The sequence below is a fragment of the Mycobacterium aquaticum genome (assembly GCF_002086485.1).
Classification (GTDB): Bacteria; Actinomycetota; Actinomycetes; order Mycobacteriales; family Mycobacteriaceae; genus Mycobacterium; species Mycobacterium aquaticum.
On the sequence record NZ_MVHF01000002.1, the window covers coordinates 1 to 15320 of the forward strand.

16 protein-coding genes and 1 pseudogene are annotated in these 15320 nt (G+C 63.5%); 12 read left to right on the plus strand and 5 right to left on the minus strand.

Translation table 11 applies throughout. From position 1 onward, the window contains the following. Positions 1-146 (minus strand): annotated as a pseudogene (locus BST13_RS39625) (hypothetical protein); the annotation flags it as partial. Between the two features lie 170 nt (positions 147-316). Here BST13_RS39625 and BST13_RS01925 point away from each other — a divergent pair. The 4 genes from BST13_RS01925 (at position 317) to BST13_RS01940 (ending at position 4934) form a co-directional block, all read left to right on the plus strand. Beyond that, the gene (locus BST13_RS01925) at positions 317-1333 is read left to right on the plus strand and encodes a phosphotriesterase family protein (protein ID WP_083160104.1); all 1017 of its coding nucleotides are present in this window, start codon (positions 317-319) and stop codon (positions 1331-1333) included. 34 nt (positions 1334-1367) lie between these two features. Further along, complete coding sequence (locus tag BST13_RS01930; RefSeq protein ID WP_083160106.1) at positions 1368-2678, plus strand: type I glutamate--ammonia ligase; 1311 nt, start codon at positions 1368-1370, stop codon at positions 2676-2678. After that, a complete protein-coding gene (locus BST13_RS01935; protein ID WP_083160108.1) occupies positions 2671-4080 on the plus strand; it encodes an APC family permease in 1410 nt (469 codons plus the stop codon). The genes BST13_RS01930 and BST13_RS01935 overlap by 8 nt, the downstream gene beginning before the upstream one ends. 83 nt (positions 4081-4163) lie before the next feature. Continuing rightward, positions 4164-4934 (plus strand): FadR/GntR family transcriptional regulator, encoded by a 771-nt coding sequence (locus BST13_RS01940; protein WP_158087087.1) that lies wholly within the window; start codon positions 4164-4166, stop codon positions 4932-4934. A 15-nt stretch (positions 4935-4949) separates the two neighbouring features. On the opposite strand, the gene BST13_RS01945 is transcribed toward BST13_RS01940, so the two are convergent. Then, positions 4950-5513: a TetR/AcrR family transcriptional regulator gene (locus BST13_RS01945; RefSeq protein WP_245839266.1), complete on the minus strand. Its 564-nt coding sequence runs from the start codon at positions 5511-5513 to the stop codon at positions 4950-4952. 361 nt (positions 5514-5874) lie between these two features. On the opposite strand from BST13_RS01945, the gene BST13_RS01950 reads away from it, so the two are divergent. Genes BST13_RS01950 through BST13_RS01970 form a run of 5 tightly spaced genes read left to right on the plus strand, consistent with a single transcriptional unit; the run spans position 5875 to position 10893 of the window. After that, a complete protein-coding gene (locus BST13_RS01950) occupies positions 5875-7203 on the plus strand; it encodes an FAD-dependent oxidoreductase (protein ID WP_083160112.1) in 1329 nt (442 codons plus the stop codon). 40 nt (positions 7204-7243) lie between these two features. Further along, entirely contained in the window at positions 7244-7696 is a 453-nt protein-coding gene (locus BST13_RS01955) for a flavodoxin domain-containing protein (protein ID WP_083160114.1), read from the plus strand. A 45-nt stretch (positions 7697-7741) separates the two neighbouring features. After that, positions 7742-9250, plus strand: a complete 1509-nt coding sequence (locus BST13_RS01960; RefSeq protein ID WP_083160116.1) for an APC family permease — start codon at positions 7742-7744, stop codon at positions 9248-9250. Positions 9251-9305: 55 nt separating this feature from the next. Further along, positions 9306-10502 (plus strand): cytochrome P450, encoded by a 1197-nt coding sequence (locus BST13_RS01965; RefSeq protein WP_083160118.1) that lies wholly within the window; start codon positions 9306-9308, stop codon positions 10500-10502. A 28-nt stretch (positions 10503-10530) separates the two neighbouring features. Then, positions 10531-10893: a cupin domain-containing protein gene (locus BST13_RS01970; protein ID WP_083160120.1), complete on the plus strand. Its 363-nt coding sequence runs from the start codon at positions 10531-10533 to the stop codon at positions 10891-10893. A gap of 72 nt (positions 10894-10965) precedes the next feature. Here BST13_RS01970 and BST13_RS01975 read toward each other — a convergent pair whose 3' ends face one another. Continuing rightward, the gene (locus BST13_RS01975) at positions 10966-11265 is read right to left on the minus strand and encodes a DUF3618 domain-containing protein (protein ID WP_083160122.1); all 300 of its coding nucleotides are present in this window, start codon (positions 11263-11265) and stop codon (positions 10966-10968) included. After that, positions 11252-11662, minus strand: a complete 411-nt coding sequence (locus BST13_RS01980) for a phage holin family protein (RefSeq protein ID WP_083160124.1) — start codon at positions 11660-11662, stop codon at positions 11252-11254. Before BST13_RS01980 ends, BST13_RS01975 begins: the two co-directional genes overlap by 14 nt. 122 nt (positions 11663-11784) lie before the next feature. Here BST13_RS01980 and BST13_RS01985 point away from each other — a divergent pair, with 122 nt between their 5' ends. After that, a complete protein-coding gene (locus BST13_RS01985; RefSeq protein WP_211295987.1) occupies positions 11785-12057 on the plus strand; it encodes a DUF4235 domain-containing protein in 273 nt (90 codons plus the stop codon). A 2-nt stretch (positions 12058-12059) separates the two neighbouring features. On the opposite strand, the gene BST13_RS01990 is transcribed toward BST13_RS01985, so the two are convergent. Next, complete coding sequence (locus tag BST13_RS01990) at positions 12060-12701, minus strand: DUF1361 domain-containing protein (RefSeq protein WP_083160128.1); 642 nt, start codon at positions 12699-12701, stop codon at positions 12060-12062. Between the two features lie 290 nt (positions 12702-12991). Here BST13_RS01990 and BST13_RS01995 point away from each other — a divergent pair, with 290 nt between their 5' ends. Together BST13_RS01995 and dapA are read left to right on the plus strand one after the other, a co-directional pair. Then, positions 12992-14392: a protoporphyrinogen/coproporphyrinogen oxidase gene (locus tag BST13_RS01995; protein WP_083160130.1), complete on the plus strand. Its 1401-nt coding sequence runs from the start codon at positions 12992-12994 to the stop codon at positions 14390-14392. Positions 14393-14410: 18 nt separating this feature from the next. Beyond that, the gene (gene dapA / locus BST13_RS02000) at positions 14411-15310 is read left to right on the plus strand and encodes a 4-hydroxy-tetrahydrodipicolinate synthase (RefSeq protein WP_083160132.1); all 900 of its coding nucleotides are present in this window, start codon (positions 14411-14413) and stop codon (positions 15308-15310) included. The last annotated feature ends 10 nt before the right edge of the window (positions 15311-15320 follow it).

The window sequence follows — 15320 nt, forward strand, 5'->3', positions numbered from 1 at the left end:
TGCTCGGGGGTGACGACGTCCATGATGACGCCGCCCTTGAGCATCTCAGCCATCCCGCGCTTCACGCGCGCGGTACCCACATCGCCCGGAGGAGAGGTTGGCGACTCACAATTGGAGTATGACACGCTCCATTGTTTACTCCCCATGGTGGCCGCCCGTCAAGATGTGGCCGTGCAAACCGCGGTAACGCCGTGAACCTGTTGATATGCAACGGCTTTTGTCCATGCACCAGCCGCGTATGGCGCCTCGGGTATTGCCAAGTCCACGAATCTTCTGATAAAAAGGCGCTCACCTAACTCCATTTAAGGATGCTGCGATGCCGATCCACACAGTCCTTGGCCCGATTGAACCGTCCGAGTTGGGCGAGACCAGCATGCACGAGCACCTGCTGATCGACGGCCGTGTCTGGTACGAGCCAGCACGTGAACCTGTGCCGGACCCACCGGCGGTCAGTCTTGAAAGCTTGGGCTTCGTGCACTGGAACCTCGTCAGCCTCGAGGACAATCTTCTGATCGACGACGTCGATCTTGTTGTGCGCGAGCTCGATTACCTCTCCGCCGTGCCGAACGCCGGTATCGTCGACCTCACCAACGTCGGCCTCGGCCGTCGGATCGAAGATCTCGCGACAATATCCAAACGTGCAGGCGTCCACGTGATGAGCGGGTGTGGCTTCTACATCCACAACTCGCATCCCGACTACGTCGGAGAGTCCACCGTGGACCAACTTGCCGAACTCCTGATCATGGAGCTTCGCGAGGGCGTGGATGGCACCGGGATCAAGGCGGCGCTCATCGGCGAGATCGGTACCAGTTCACCGGTGACCGACCGGGAAAAGAAGGTGCTCGCGGCAGCCGGAATAGCCGCGGTAGAGACGCAGGCATCAGTGAGTATTCATCTTGAGCCGCGTGGCGCGGAAGCGCTGAACGTCCTGGAAATCCTGCTGGCTCAGGGTATGTCGACCGATCGGGTGATCATGGGTCACCTCGATGAACACCTCGACCGCGGGTACCACGCCGATGTTGCGCAGTCGGGAGTGGCCATGGCCTTCGACACATTCGGCTCGGATTTCTATTTCAGTGGATTGTTCAAAGATCCGACCGACCTCGAACGTATCGATCACCTTCTACCCCTGTTGCACGAAGGTCACACCGGGCAGATCGTGCTGGCATGTGACGTATGGACCAAAGCGAATCTCAAGAACTACGGCGGTTATGGATACGACCACCTGCATCGCCGCATCTTGCCGTTACTGCGTGACGAACACGGGGTCGACGACGACACCATCGCGCAAATGATGGTCGAAAATCCCCGCCGATTGCTTGATCGGCCTTGAGCCCGTCGATTCAGAGGAAAATCAGTTGTCCACAATGTATGCCGAGTCGGTGACCGCCGACGTCGTGAACGGCCTTCCGGCCGACGCACATTCAGTAGTTCCGCTGTTCCCGGATATCCAAGGAAACCTTCGTGGCAAGCTTGTGGAGCCCAGAGTGATCAGCACGGCCGAGGCGCTCAACGAGGGAATTCCGACAACCGATCTGCTGCTGGCGGTCGATCCCCTCGATGAGCCGATCACCACGCTGGCCACCATGGGTCTCAGGGGTGGAGCAAAAGACCTGCTGCTGCGTCCCGATCTCACCACGCTGCGTCCGATGCCGTGGTTCCCGGCCGCATATCTGCTGCTGGGTGATCTCTACGAAACCGGTGGTGCGCCGTGTGCGGTCAGTCCTCGTCAGGTTCTGCGTAACGCACTCGGTGCGCTGTCCAGTCATGGACTGCAGATGAAGGCGGCCTTCGAATTCGAGTTCCGATTGTTCCGGGAAGGGACGTGGGAGCCCGCGACTGCGGGCTTGAGTTACAGTCCGCTGACCCTGTCTCACGTTACCGAGTTCATCGGCACCCTCAGGCGATACGCCGACGACCTGCGGCTTGGTTTGTCGGTGGTGCACAGCGAGGGCGCGCCGGGGCTCATCGAGGTCAACGTCGACCCACAGGACGGTTTGGCTGCTGCCGACACTGCGGCGCTGCTGCGACTCGCTGCAACAGAGGCCGCTCGCCGGCACGGTCTTTGCGCGAACTTCATGGCGAAACCTGTCGCTCACGAGGAGGGTTCGAGCGCGCATGTGCACTTCTCGATGTGGGACGAAGGCGGAGAGAACGCATTGGGTTCGGCTGCGCGGAACCCGGACGACGAATTCTACCGGCGCGCAGCGTGGGGGATGCTCGCTCATCTTCCGGCACTGAGCCTCATCTACAACCCCACCATCAATTCCTACAAGCGGCTCGTGCCGGGCTTTTTCGCCCCGGTCAGCGCAGCGTGCGGCCCCGACGACCGTTCCTTTGCGCTGCGCGCGTTGTTGAAGACGCCGACGTCGAGCAGGTTTGAACTGCGCCGGCCCGGTGCCGACTGCAACCCGTACTTGACCTTGGCGGCCGTCGCGGCATCGGTGCATCTGGGCCTGGTCGACCAATCTGTGCCGGACCGCCGCCACATAGACCGACACGACGGTGCACTACCCGCCAGCCTGGGCGCTGCGATCGTCGAATTCGGCAGGCGGGACGGGCGTTTGGACACCGTCCTCAGCGCCGAGTTCTGTGCACATTACCTGCAGACGCGCGAATGGGAACTGCACGCGTGGCAGAACGCTGTCAGTGAATGGGAGAGGCAACGCTATGCCTGACCGCTTGTCGAAGGAAACGACCGAGGCCACTCCGAAGGCCGAGCGTTATGAGCAGGAACTGAGCCGTAGCCTTGGTCTGTGGGGCAATGTCGCGTTGTGCGTCGCGGCCATCACGCCTGCGGTTGGTGTCTTCGCCATCGCCCCGATCCTGCTCAATATGGCGGGGACGGGCGCCGTCTGGGCGTTGATGATCGCAGGCATCCTGGGTCTGTCGATGGCTGCGTGTTACGGGGAGCTGGGCAGCGCCTATCCGATAGCCGGTGGTGATTATTCCGTCGTCGCAAGGACTCTCGGCAACGCAGCAGGCTTCGTGTCCCTGATCTTCACCGGACCTGTGTGCGCCTTTCTGATTCCTGCGGTGGTCGCATTGACGATCGCCACCTACCTCAACGTCGTCATACCATTGGATGCGCGGTGGGTCGGTGCGGCGGTGATCGCTGTCGGTACCGTGGTCGCCATCCTCGGGGTCAGGTTGAGCGCTCGCCTGGTGGGTCTGCTGCTCGCCGTGGAACTGCTGGTCGTCATGTTTGTGACTGCGCTTGGATTCGTTAAGACCCAGCATTCGCTGGCGGAGGTGCTCACGCCCACCGTATTCGGCCCGCATGGTGGCCAGCCTCTGGCCGTGGGAGCTCTCCTTGCGGCGGTTGCCGTAGCCGCCTTCACATACAACGGTTTTCAGGGCGCTCTGCTGTTCTCCGAGGAAACCTCGGGTGGCGGACGCAACATTGCTCGCTCCGTGTTCATCTCGTTGGCCGTCGCGGTATCTTTCGGCGTCATTCCGGTCCTTGGCGGGCTCCTGGGGGCCCGATCGCTGGCGGAATTCACCACGTCAGCGACGCCGTGGCAGCAGTTCCTCACCGATACCGGAGGCGAATCGTTCAATACGATCGTCAGCCTCGGGATCGCGCTGGCGGTGACGAACGGGGTCATGGCGCTGACCCCGTACTTCGCTCGGGTGATCTACAGCTCGGGGCGCGACATGATGTGGCCGACGCCGATCAGCCGGGCTTTGGCGAAGGTACACCCGCGATTCGAAACACCTTGGGTGGCAACGCTTGTGATCGGCGTTGCGGGCGTGATCTTGATCCTCACGACGGATGTCGAAGCCATGGCGACCGTCATCGGTACGGTCATCGCCCTGGAGATGATCCTTGTCGCGCTGTCGGCGATCGTCGGTAGGGTTCGTTTCGCTGGGCTGGTCCGTCCGTATCGCATGCCGCTTTGGCCGGCGGCGCCGGTGTCGGCGATCGCGCTGGCCATTGTGGTTCTCGTCGAGCAGTCGCGGACGGATCAGCTCACAGCACTCGGCATAGTCGTGGTGTCCCTGCTGTATTACGCCTGCTACCTGCGGTCACGGAAGGCCACTCACATGAAGATGCTCGATCCTGCCGAGTCCGACTGAGGAGTCGATCGATGATGTCGGGCGGTGTCGGCTGGGTAGCATTGTGCGATGGGCCATCGGAGGCGAGCGGGTCAGCTGAGAGCATGAGTCTGCTGATCAGCGGGATATCGAGCGGGACGGTATCGCTACCCCCGTCGCACGTCGACGTCAACCGGTACGTGGCCGACCTCGTTCGCAGGGAGATCCGCCTCGGCCTGCTACCGCCCGGCTCGGCGTTGCCCTCCGAGCGTGACTTTGCCGAGATGCTCGGTGTCGGCCGCACCCCTGTTCAACTGGCTTTCCGCCAACTGCACTCAGAGGGGCTCATCGAGCGCCGTCGTGGTCGCAACGGCGGGGCGTTCGTTCGCGGTGCCGGAGAAGATGAGTCGCGGTTCCACGACGTCATCATGGAAGCCATCGAAAATCGAGACGAGATACGGCTGGCGATGGAGTACCGGTGCTTGGTCGAGCCCGCAGTGTCACGGCTCGCCAGTGAAAGACGCACCGCGACTGAGCTCAACGAATTGGAGGCCGCGCATGCGTTGCTGCAGGAGGCATCTGACGATGCATCCTTCATGAGAAGTGACGCCGTCTTCCACCTCACGCTGGCTCATATCACCGCAAACCCGTTCTTGATTCGCGGCATCGAGGAATCCCGGCAGTGCTGCCACCCCGCGCTGGCGCTCCTACCCGAAGGTGGGACATTCCACGAGGCCACCATCGTGGAGCATCAGGAGGTTTTGGAGGCAGTGCATGCGCGAAAACCCGATGAGGCCGAGCGCGCGATGAGTGCCCATGTGCAACGCAGCATGTGGAGTGTGCAGAAGCTGCTCGCGACGCTCAAGGATCGGCACACCGAGTCGTCGGTCGGCTGATGACTGCTCTCTGTGTCACTCGCCGGAGTAGCCGGCGAAATAATCGATGAGCATTCTCCTGGCTTCCGCGATGGTGGCCGGATCGCCGTCGGAGTCGTCGGTGAATGCCAATTGGAACAGGCGTTCTACGGCGTGCATCGCGACTCTGCACTGCAGTTCGCTCAGCGAGTCGAACAGTGGCGTGTGCCTTCGGAACTCGGCCAACACGATAGTGGCAAAGTCGTTTATCGCGAGGTGATCGAGCTGTCGCACCCGGTGTGTCAAGTTTTGCCGGACCCACAGCTCGCGGATCAACGGAACCCGGTGCTCGGCGGTGTAGAAATCGATGACAGCATCGACGATTTCGATCCACCGGTTGCCGGGCCGGCTGCGAAGTGCCTTCTCGAAAGCCGCGGCCGACTGTTGGATGCGCTGGTAGGAGAGTTCGTCGAGCACCCGCTCGGGCGTCTCGAAGAATGCGTAGAACGAACCGCGGCTGATGCCCGATCGGTCCAGCAGCAGCGTCGGGGATCCGACGACGGCCTCATAACCGACCTCTTCGACCAGCTCGGCCGCTGTGTCGAGAATCCGCTGGATCATCGCCCTGGACCGTTCCTGAAGCGGTCGCTTTCGTAATCCGCCGGCAAGTTCGTGATGCCAGGCGGTGCTGACCGTCGGACTCACGGACTGTGTCACCTGTGCCCCCGTTCATGGCTCTGCGTGCGCGCCAAGCGGCGCGGTTAACGCGAGTGTAACCGGGTCGCGATCCCAGTCGTGTTACCGGTCAGTGGACAGCGTGTCACGACTGGAATCGACTCGCCTGCACTTCTCTGAAAAGTGGCCGTACACCTATGGACAGGTGGGGGCGCCGGCTCTATATTTGTGAGATACGCGACTCAAGTCGCGTCTCTAGTCTAAATCTGGACCGGCCGCTTTCGGTCGCTCTCCCGAGGTGAATCAAATGTATGACGCCACCCTTACTGCCGCCTCCACAGTGCCGGCAAACCCGCTACGCCCGGCTATCGCCGTCGTCGGCAGCGGGCCTTCGGGCTGCTACGTCGCTCAGTTCCTGGCCAAACGGTGGCCCGATGCCGAGATTGCCATCTTCGAATCGCTGCCCGCTCCGTACGGCCTCATCCGCTACGGCGTCGCCGCCGATCATCAGGGCGCGAAAGGGGTGGCGCGGCAGTTCGATCGGATGTTCACCAACGGTGGGGTGCGATTCGTCGGCAACGTGTCGGTGGGGCGCGATATCGAGTTCGATCAGTTGGCGAGCAACTTCGACATCGTTGTTCTGGCCACCGGTCTTCCGGAGGACAGGTCGTTGGACATCCCTCAGGAGTCGGGGACCCGGGTGATCGGCGCTGGCGCACTTATACGGGCGCTCAACGGTTTTCCGACTCGGACGCTACTCCGAGACCAGGCCGGTGCGCATGTGCCACTAGGCCGCCGCTTGGCGGTAGTCGGGCTGGGAAACGTAGCCGTCGACGTGGTGCGGTTGCTGTCGAAAAACCGCGACGGCTTCGTCGGATCTGACATCGACGACGAGATGCTGAGGGAACTGCGTCCGGAGCCGCCCGAGGCCATCGATGTCATCAGCCGATCGGCGGTGACCGAGGCCAAATGCGACCTGGCGATGCTGCGCGAGGTTGTGTCGTTGAGCAACGTAGAGATCGAAGTAACAGGGCTTCGCGACAACGACAGCGGACCGATCGCAGATCTGTTGCGCCCGTTGACGTATGCAACATCTGCAACGGCGCCGGGTCTCGGTGCCCAGCGGACGCGGTTGCTCCTGCACTTCGGCGTCGCGCCTGAACGCATCGAGAACGGCCACGGCCGCACGCTCCTGCGAGCCCGGAAGCAGTTCGGTGACCGCCAACCGGTGAGCTTCATCGCCGACACGGTGATCACCGCAGTCGGATTCACCGGGGGCTCATCAGACGACCGGTCGTGTCCGTCGTCGGCCTGGTCTGGTCCGCATGTCTACCGCGTCGGCTGGCTGCGCCGCGGACCGAAAGGGACCATTCCGGAGAACCGCAAGGATGCGCAGCAGGTTGTCGACGCGATCGTCGGCGACGTGGCCTCGGGGCGAATCACCTTGGGCAAACCAGGTTTTGATGCCGTTGCTCCGTGGCTCGACGGTCAGGTGGTCAACTTCGCCGGCTGGCAACGCATCGAAATGCACGAGCGGCAGGCGGCACACAGAGACCGCTGCCGCCGCAAGATCATCGACATCGACACCATGCTCTCCATCGCGACTTCCGGCGAGAAGTCGGCCACCACAACGTAAATCGAGTCAATTCTCAGACATTCAGCAGAAAGGCTGGCAAGTGGACACAGTGACGATCCTCTATGGTACGGAATCGGGCAACTCCGAAATGGTCGCCGATGACGTCTGTACCGCCCTGGAGCGCACCGGCATCAAGAGCGAGGTTTTCGACATGGAGACCTACGATGTCGCCGACCTCGGCGCGCAGAAGCTGGTCATCGTCGTCTCCTCGACATACGGCGAGGGCGATCTGCCTCAAACGGCGTTGCCCTTCTTCGATGCGCTCAACGGGGTTCGACCTGACCTCTCGTCGACGCGGTTCGCCGCCTTCGGGTTGGGCGACAGCACTTACGAGACATACAACCGTGGTATCGCACGGCTGGTCGCTGCCTTCACCGATCTCGGTGCCACCCAGGTGGGAGAGACGGGGCACCACGACGCAGACAGCGGACTCGACGCATCTGAGGTCGCCGCCGACTGGCTGACCACAATCTTCGCTGCCGCAACTGCCTAGACCACGGAGCCCACACCCAACGTCCACACCGACCCAAGGACCCACATGTCATCTGACGCCGCCGCTGCCAGCCCGCGCATCACAACCGTCCAACCCGACTCAGGCGCCGAACTCTCCGGGCGTATGGGAGCCACCTCCCTCATGCTCACCGTGCTGGCGTTCTCCGCGCCGATCGCCGCCGTCGCCGGGTTCATCCCGTTCTGCATTCAATTCGGTGGTCCCGGCGCGAGTTTCATCTTCGCCGTCGCGACAGTCAGCCTGCTGCTGTTCGCAGTCGGCTATGTCACCATGACCAGACACCTGCCCAGACCGGGATCGTTCTACGCGTTCATCACCGCCGGCTTGGGCAAGGTCACCGGCCTCGGCTCGGCCTTCTTGGCGGTCGTGTCCTACGTTCTCATGCTCGGCGGCTGTTTCCCCTTCATCGGCATGACTCTGACTGAACTGATCAGCAGCATGGGCGGACCCCAGACACCGTGGTGGCTGTGGACGATCATCGCCTGGACCATCGTCAGCATCCTCTGTTACTTCCACATCGAGTTGTCGGCCAAAATCCTCAGCGTCGCCATGGTTTTGGAGGTCACCATCGTCGTGATCTTCAACGCCGCCGTACTGGTGCATGGCGGCGGGCCGCAGGGCTTTGCCCTTGCGCCGCTCAACCCCGCCTCCCTGTCGCAGGGCGACGTCGGCATCGGACTGCTCTTCGCCATCATGATCTTCCTCGGCTTTGAGGCCACCGCAGTATTCCGCGACGAAGTCCGAGACCCGGATACGACCATTCCGCGTGCCACCTATGGCGCGGTCGCCTTCGTCGGTGTCCTCTACACCGTGTCCTGCTACCTGCTCACCACCGTATACGGATCCAACGCGGTCCAGGCCGCCACCGAAGACCCGAAGATGATGTTCCCCAGCGCCATCGGTCATCTCGCGGCCGGGTTCTTCACGCAGCTGACCTTCATGATGATCATCACCTCCGAGTTGGCGGCGGCGATCTCCGTGCACAACGTGGCATCCCGATACTTCTACAACCTCGGCCGCGACAAAGCGCTGCCCGCCTTCTTCGCTCACGTCCACCTGCGACACCACTCGCCGGCCCGTGCCTCGGTCGCCGTGGCAATCGTGGTCGCCGCACTGTTGATCATCCTCGGCATCACCCACCCCGAGGGGGAAGGACTCGATGCGCAACTGTTCGGCCTCGCCACCGTCGGCATCCTGACCCTGATGGCCCTGGTCAGCTTCGCAGTCATCGTGTGGTTCAGCCGCAAGGGGATCCCCGCCGACGCCAACGTCTTCAAGTGCTACGTCGCACCCGGCCTGGCCACCATCACGCTCGGTGGCACCGTGGTCCTCAGCGTGCTGCACTTCGACCTCGTCGTCGGCGGAGAACCCGGCCAGAACCTCGGACTGCTCATCGTGCTGGCCGCCTCGCTGGTGATCGGAGCCGGCTTGGCCCTCTACTTCCGTTCCGCCAAGCCTCGCATCTTCGCCGGGCTCGGCCGGGCCGACACCGGAGAAGCCGAGACACCCGACGCCGTCATTCCTACCCGTATGTGATGTCCAATCAGGCTACCCCACAGCAAGATTCAACAGGATTGAGAGGAAAAGTGCCGTGACGACAGTCCAGGCCGAATGCCCAGCTACTCGCGACTTCCTGCCATGGAAGGACCCGCAGCTACGTGTCGACCCCTACCCGTTCTATGCCCGCGCGCAAACCGAGGCACCGGTCTCAAGAGATGAGGACGGAACGTTCGTCCTCACTAAGTTCGAGGATCTCATGCACTACGGCCGGCTGCCATCGGTGGTCATCGCCCCCGAATGGGAGAAGGCAGGTGCTTGGCGAGTTCTCAAGGACATGGCCCTGGGTCACGACGAACCAGAGCACACCCGGCTGCGGCGGATGACCAGTAAATGGTTGACCCCCAAGCGGATTCAGGACTGGGTCAAGATCACGGCCGCAGTCACCGACGAGATCCTCGATCGTGTTGGTGACGACGGGCTGGTCGACGGATCCGATCTCGGCGTCGAGGCCACCCATGTCACCGTGTGCCGGCTCTTGCAGGTTCCCGAGGACGACATCGAGTCGGTGCGGCGGGAGATGCGTAAGGCCATGCCTGTGCTCAGCGCCGTACCTGATGCCGGCGACTTCGAAGCCTGCGAAGAGGCACACGACTACATGCGCGCCCGCACCGCATTTCTCATCGAGTACGTCCGGGCGAATCCCGGCGACGGGCTGCTGAACCATCTGCTGGCCCTGCAGGACAGCGGTGAGATGTCCGAGGCCGAAGTCTTCGCGACGACGCTGTTCTTCTACTTCGTCGGCCACATGGACGCCAGCTACCTGATCTCGTCAGGGCTGCAGCTCTTCACCCGCAGACCGGACATCTTCGACGCGTTCCGAGCCGAACCCGATGTGCGGCAGGCCATCGTCACCGAGTTGGTCCGCTTCGATGCGCCCGAACCGGTGATCACCCGCACGACAACAGAGGACCTCGTCATTCGAGGCGTCCACATTCCTGCTGGCAGCGTCCTACGCCTGGTGATGGGCGCAGCCAACCGGGATCCGGACGTGTTCGACAATCCACACGAGTTCGACTTCAGGCGGCCCCCGGAGCAGTCGCGCAACCTGACGTTCAGCTTTGGCAGCCACAGCTGCCAGGGACGCCTGCTGGCCGAGGCCGAGGTGCGGGTGGTGTGGGAACGGATCGCCGCGCGTTATTCACGCATCGAGCTCGCCGGAGAGCCGGTCATCAAGAACACCGACGCCTCACGGCACTACTACTCACTGCCATTACGGCTCTGCCCGTAGCGAATTCACCCAACCAGAAAGGTAATGAATGACCACGTCAAACACGTCAACGGAGACTGCCGTGATCGTCAGCGACGTCAATTCGGTCGAGCTCGAGGACTGGGGGCCGCTGCCCGAGGCCACCGACGCGCCCATGGCCACCGCGGGAAAGAAACTGTGGACCGGTGAGGGCATCCACGAAGTGGGCATCTGGCAGTGTGCGCCCGGCCCGTCGCGGTGGGTGTTCGAGACCAACGAGACCATCACCGTGCTGGCCGGCCGGATGACCGTCACCGAAGACGGTGGCGCACCCTACGAGGTGAAAGCCGGCGACAATGCAGTGTTCCCCAAGGGCTGGACCGGTACGTGGGACATCCACGAGACGGTTCTGAAGGTGTACACGGTCTTCTAGGCGCGACCAGACACAGACTCGCACAAATCAAGTCCGATGGGTGCGAGTCTGTGTCTGCTCGCGGTGGGAACGTCAGCGGTCTCGCCGGCGCCACCACCACACGAGCCCTATCGCCGCGAGCACGGCGATCACTGCAGCCGCCGGCACCGCCGGCGCGGACTTGGCGGCGTCGGTCGCCGCATGCGCGCGTTCGACGACGGCGTCCTTGGTCTCGGCCGCCTTGTCGTGGGCGCGGCCTTTGACATCCAACTTGTCGGACATGGCCGCGACCGTCTCACTGAGCTCGCCGCGAGTCTTGGCGATGTCGGCCTGCAGTTCGTCGATTCCGGCGTCTGGGCCCGGTTCCTGGGGGAGTCGATCAGCGTCGGCCATGCCGAGCCTCCTTGATGTCTTCGAAGTCGTGCTTGAGGCTGTCAGCTGATGCGACTGCCGGTGGCGGTACCTGTTGGACCTGTCTGCGGCTGATCAATGCCGCGACTCCGGCGCCGATGAACAGCACCGCGGCGACGATGATCGCGGCAGCCCACACGGGCAGCACCAGCCCGAGCGCTGCCACGGCAGCGGTGATCACGGTCATGAGACCGAGCACCGCGAGCAACCCCGCGGCGCTGATCAGTCCAGCACCAAGTCCGGCGTGCCGGGCGGACTCTTGGAATTCGCGCTGCGCCAGCCGCATTTCGTCACGCACAAGTCGCGTCGTCTGCTCCTGTAACTGGCCGACGAGCTGAGGTATGGACGCTTCGCTGACGGGTTTGTGTTGGGTGGTCATTCGATGGACCCTTCTGCAGGCGTTCTGCTACTCCACAGCAGTGCCCGACAGCGGCCCGCCCGAAACGTGTGTTTGCGTCCGTTCTGGGTATCCACGGGGTCACCCCGAACGGAGGAGGACTCGTGAGCCGTACGTCGAAGATGTTGTACCTGCCGCTGTCGATAGCGACGAGCGTGGCGGGTGGGCTGCTGGCGAGCGCGTTGTTCAGCCAGGTGTGGAAGCGCATCGATGAACCCAATCGGGAACCGCCCGACCCCAAGGATCTCGATCGCCCGGCCTTCAAGGCGTTGACGGCAGCGGCCATCCAGGGCTTGGTGTTCGGCTTGGTGCGGGCCGCGGTCGACAGGGCAGGCGCCAAGGGCTATCACGCGCTGACCCACGAATCCCCGGTGTGAGGCTAACTGCGCGAATACAAACCGTTCAGCGCCCAGATGGTCAGGTACGCCAACCCGAAGAACGCTGCCACGGCCATCGCCACCCCGGTCGACTGGACGTACGACAACGGTGAGCGCACCCACTCGAACGTCGCCGCAACGACCGCGTCGGGACGGGTCACCAGATCCCAGGAGTTCCAGCGCTGAAACCGGCCGATCACCACCCCGACCGCGCACAGACCCACCGACAGCACCGCGACCAACCAACCCCAGACGGCGCCGAAGTCGCGCTCGATTCGCTTGTGCACCAACAGCAGTGACACGACGCCAAGCAGGATGCCGGTCCAGGCGGCGAAGCCGTACTGCAGCACGTGCCGCCACAATTCGTAGCCCTCACCGAGGTGCACCAGATCGGTGACGAGGTAGGGCGCATTGGGCAGGAATGCCAACCAGCCGAGGCCCAGCGGCAGTAGCCACAGGCGGCGCTCCACGAGGTCGAAGGCCACCGCGAAGATCATCGGGATCCAGGCCAGAACCAGGTTCCACACCAGGAACTTGGTCGGGTAGGTCATCGGGGCGGCGGGATCGGTGATCCCCAGAGCGAGGGTCAGCGCCGTCGTCGCCATCAGGGCGACGACCAGCAGGATGCCACGGGCTTCGGTCACTGCACCAGTTTGCCGGGTCCCGGTCACGAGGTGACGCTGCGGATGCCCACGGGCCTCACTCCTGCGTGAGCGGTTCAATGGTGCGCCCGCACCCATGCCGGTCGGCGAAGATTCGAGACTTGTGTGATCTGTGATCACAACCTACTCTCGGTTGAGACCCAGATCTCAGATTCCCGCAGCGGCCGTCACCGACCGGCTGAGCGTCTCCGTTCCAGACCTGGGGCTTCACAGCTGAAGACTTCAACGCTCACCGCGGCAGTGCGCCGAGAGACGAATGAGAGGACGAAACGATGAAGGACGTGGTGATTGTCGGAGGCGGCCTGTCCGGGCTGTCGGCGGCATGGCGGCTGCGGCACTGGGACACGCTCGTGCTGGAATCCGGCACCCGGGTCGGCGGCAGAATCCGTTCGGAGAAGCGCGGACGGTACTTCCTCAATTGGGGCGGGCACGTCTTCGCCGGTGCCAACACCGCCACCGATGCCCTGCTCTCTGAGACCGGCACCGGTTCGGTGAAGGTGCCGGGTTCGCTGACCGGATTGGCGATGAACGGAAAGCTGTTGCTGGACGGTCCCGTTCAGAGCTATCCGCTGCGCATTCCGATGCCGAAGGCTTCGCGGGTCGCGCTGATCCGCGCCGGGGCGAAAGTCGGCCTCGACGTCCTGCGTTATGCCCGCGCCGTGCGGATGCGTGCCGGCGAATCGAGTGAGGTGCGTCAACAGCGCATCTACGAGTTCGAGAACAACCGCACCTTCGCCGACTACATCGGCGACCTGCCCGAGGATGCCGAAGCACTCTTCCGCCCGACCATCACGCGCTCGGCGGCGGACCCCGACGAATTGGCGGCAGGTGCAGGCATCGGCTATTTCAGCCTGGTCTGGAACATCGGACAGGGGCTGGACCGCAGCATATTGGGTGGCCCGTCCACCTTGACGGAGAACATCGCGGCGTCGGTGCGCGATCGGATCCAGCTCGGCGCATCGGTGAACGAGGTTGTCCACAAAAAGAACTCGGCGGTCGTGCGCTACACGCAAGAGGGCGTGGAGAAAGAGGTGGAAGCCCGCTACGTCGTACTCGCGACGCCGGCCACGGTCGCCCACCAGGTGGCGGTCGATCTGCCTGCCGATCTACGGGAAGCACTCTCGGCCATCGTCTACGGTCCTTACGTCAGCGCGGCGTTCCTTACCAACGAGACCACACCCCAGAAGTGGGACGGAGCGTACGGAATCGCTACGCCCAAGCGCTCTTTCAACGTCGCGCTGAACATGGGCAACATCGTGCGGGGCATGGAACGGCACCGTCAGCCCGGCGGAAGCCTCATGACGTTCTCACCAGCGAGCCTGGCCCGTAAGCTCCTCGACCGCAGCGACGAGGAGATCATCAAGACCTATGTCGACGATCTGGACCAGATCCTGCCGGGCTTCGGCGGGATCGTCGAAGAGGCCCACGTCCAGCGGTGGCACACCGGTGCTCCGTACTGCTTCCCGGGACGCGGCAAGCTGCAGCCCGTACTGACCCGGCCCTCGGAACGGGTGTTCCTCGCCGGTGATTACCTCGGCACGCTCTACACCGAGACCGCGATCAGTTCCGGATTCACGGCGGCCCAGGAGGCTGCCAGTCGGCTGTCGCGCGAATACCAGACCCGCACGCTCACCAGCGTGCCCTCCACCAAGTCCACCCCAGCCGCCAGCTGAACGAGAGAAAGACCCACCATGACAACAGATTTGCGCGGTGTCCTGACCGCACTGTCCACCCCGTTCACCGCAGACGAGCAGATCGACACGCTCGCCCTCAAACGCATCGTGGATCGCACCATCGACGGCGGCGTCCAGGGTGTGGTGGTCGGCGGATCCACCGGTGAATTCGCCGCCCTCAGCCACGACGAACGCCGCGACCTGGTGGAAACGGTCGTCGAGCATGTATCCGGTCGCGTCCCGGTGATCGCGCAGACTGGCGCGACCACGACTGCGGAAGCCATCCGTCTCTCGCGGGCCGCCGAGACGGCCGGGGCCGACGTGCTGATGCTCGTCACGCCGTACTACGAGCCCCTGACGGTCGACGAGACAACCACCTACATCAGGGACGTCGCCGCCGCGGTACAGCTGCCGGTGATGCTGTACAACATTCCCGCGGCGACCGGGACCAACCTCGACGCCGACACGATCGGCGCCCTGGCCCGCGAGGTCGACAACATCCGGTACGTCAAGGATTCCAGCGCCAACTGGGAACAAGCGCTGCAACTCATCCACCACCACCGGGACCACGTCGGCACCTTCATCGGTTGGGACAGCTACATTTTCAGCGCCCTGGCAGAAGGAGCGGCCGGTGTCATGGCCGGCACCGCGAACGTCGTGCCGCGCGAGATCGTGGCGGTGTACCGGGCGATCGTCGACGGTGACTACTCAGCGGCGCTGGCCGAATGGAAGCGCGTCTACCCGGCGATCGACGCAATGATTTCGGTCCCGTTCATCCCGGCCGTCAAGGCTGCGTTGCGCTATCTGGGTGAGCCCGCCGGCTACCCGCGACGGCCGACGGCCGACCTGTCCCTCGCCGAGTGCGCTCGGGTCGAAGCCGCTCTCGACTTGCTGCAACGTGAACGGTCGCTGACCTGACCCGCAGTAA

What these genes read in the sequence shown, in the direction of transcription:
- BST13_RS01925 (WP_083160104.1), top strand. Translation starts at nt 317, where the DNA reads ATGCCGATCCACACAGTCCTTGGCCCGATTGAACCGTCCGAGTTGGGC.
- BST13_RS01930 (WP_083160106.1), top strand. Translation starts at nt 1,368, where the DNA reads ATGTATGCCGAGTCGGTGACCGCCGACGTCGTGAACGGCCTTCCGGCC.
- BST13_RS01935 (WP_083160108.1), top strand. Translation starts at nt 2,671, where the DNA reads ATGCCTGACCGCTTGTCGAAGGAAACGACCGAGGCCACTCCGAAGGCC.
- BST13_RS01940 (WP_158087087.1), top strand. Translation starts at nt 4,164, where the DNA reads ATGAGTCTGCTGATCAGCGGGATATCGAGCGGGACGGTATCGCTACCC.
- BST13_RS01945 (WP_245839266.1), bottom strand. Translation starts at nt 5,513, where the DNA reads ATGATCCAGCGGATTCTCGACACAGCGGCCGAGCTGGTCGAAGAGGTC.
- BST13_RS01950 (WP_083160112.1), top strand. Translation starts at nt 5,875, where the DNA reads ATGTATGACGCCACCCTTACTGCCGCCTCCACAGTGCCGGCAAACCCG.
- BST13_RS01960 (WP_083160116.1), top strand. Translation starts at nt 7,742, where the DNA reads ATGTCATCTGACGCCGCCGCTGCCAGCCCGCGCATCACAACCGTCCAA.
- BST13_RS01970 (WP_083160120.1), top strand. Translation starts at nt 10,531, where the DNA reads ATGACCACGTCAAACACGTCAACGGAGACTGCCGTGATCGTCAGCGAC.
- BST13_RS01975 (WP_083160122.1), bottom strand. Translation starts at nt 11,265, where the DNA reads ATGGCCGACGCTGATCGACTCCCCCAGGAACCGGGCCCAGACGCCGGA.
- BST13_RS01980 (WP_083160124.1), bottom strand. Translation starts at nt 11,662, where the DNA reads ATGACCACCCAACACAAACCCGTCAGCGAAGCGTCCATACCTCAGCTC.
- BST13_RS01995 (WP_083160130.1), top strand. Translation starts at nt 12,992, where the DNA reads ATGAAGGACGTGGTGATTGTCGGAGGCGGCCTGTCCGGGCTGTCGGCG.
- dapA (WP_083160132.1), top strand. Translation starts at nt 14,411, where the DNA reads ATGACAACAGATTTGCGCGGTGTCCTGACCGCACTGTCCACCCCGTTC.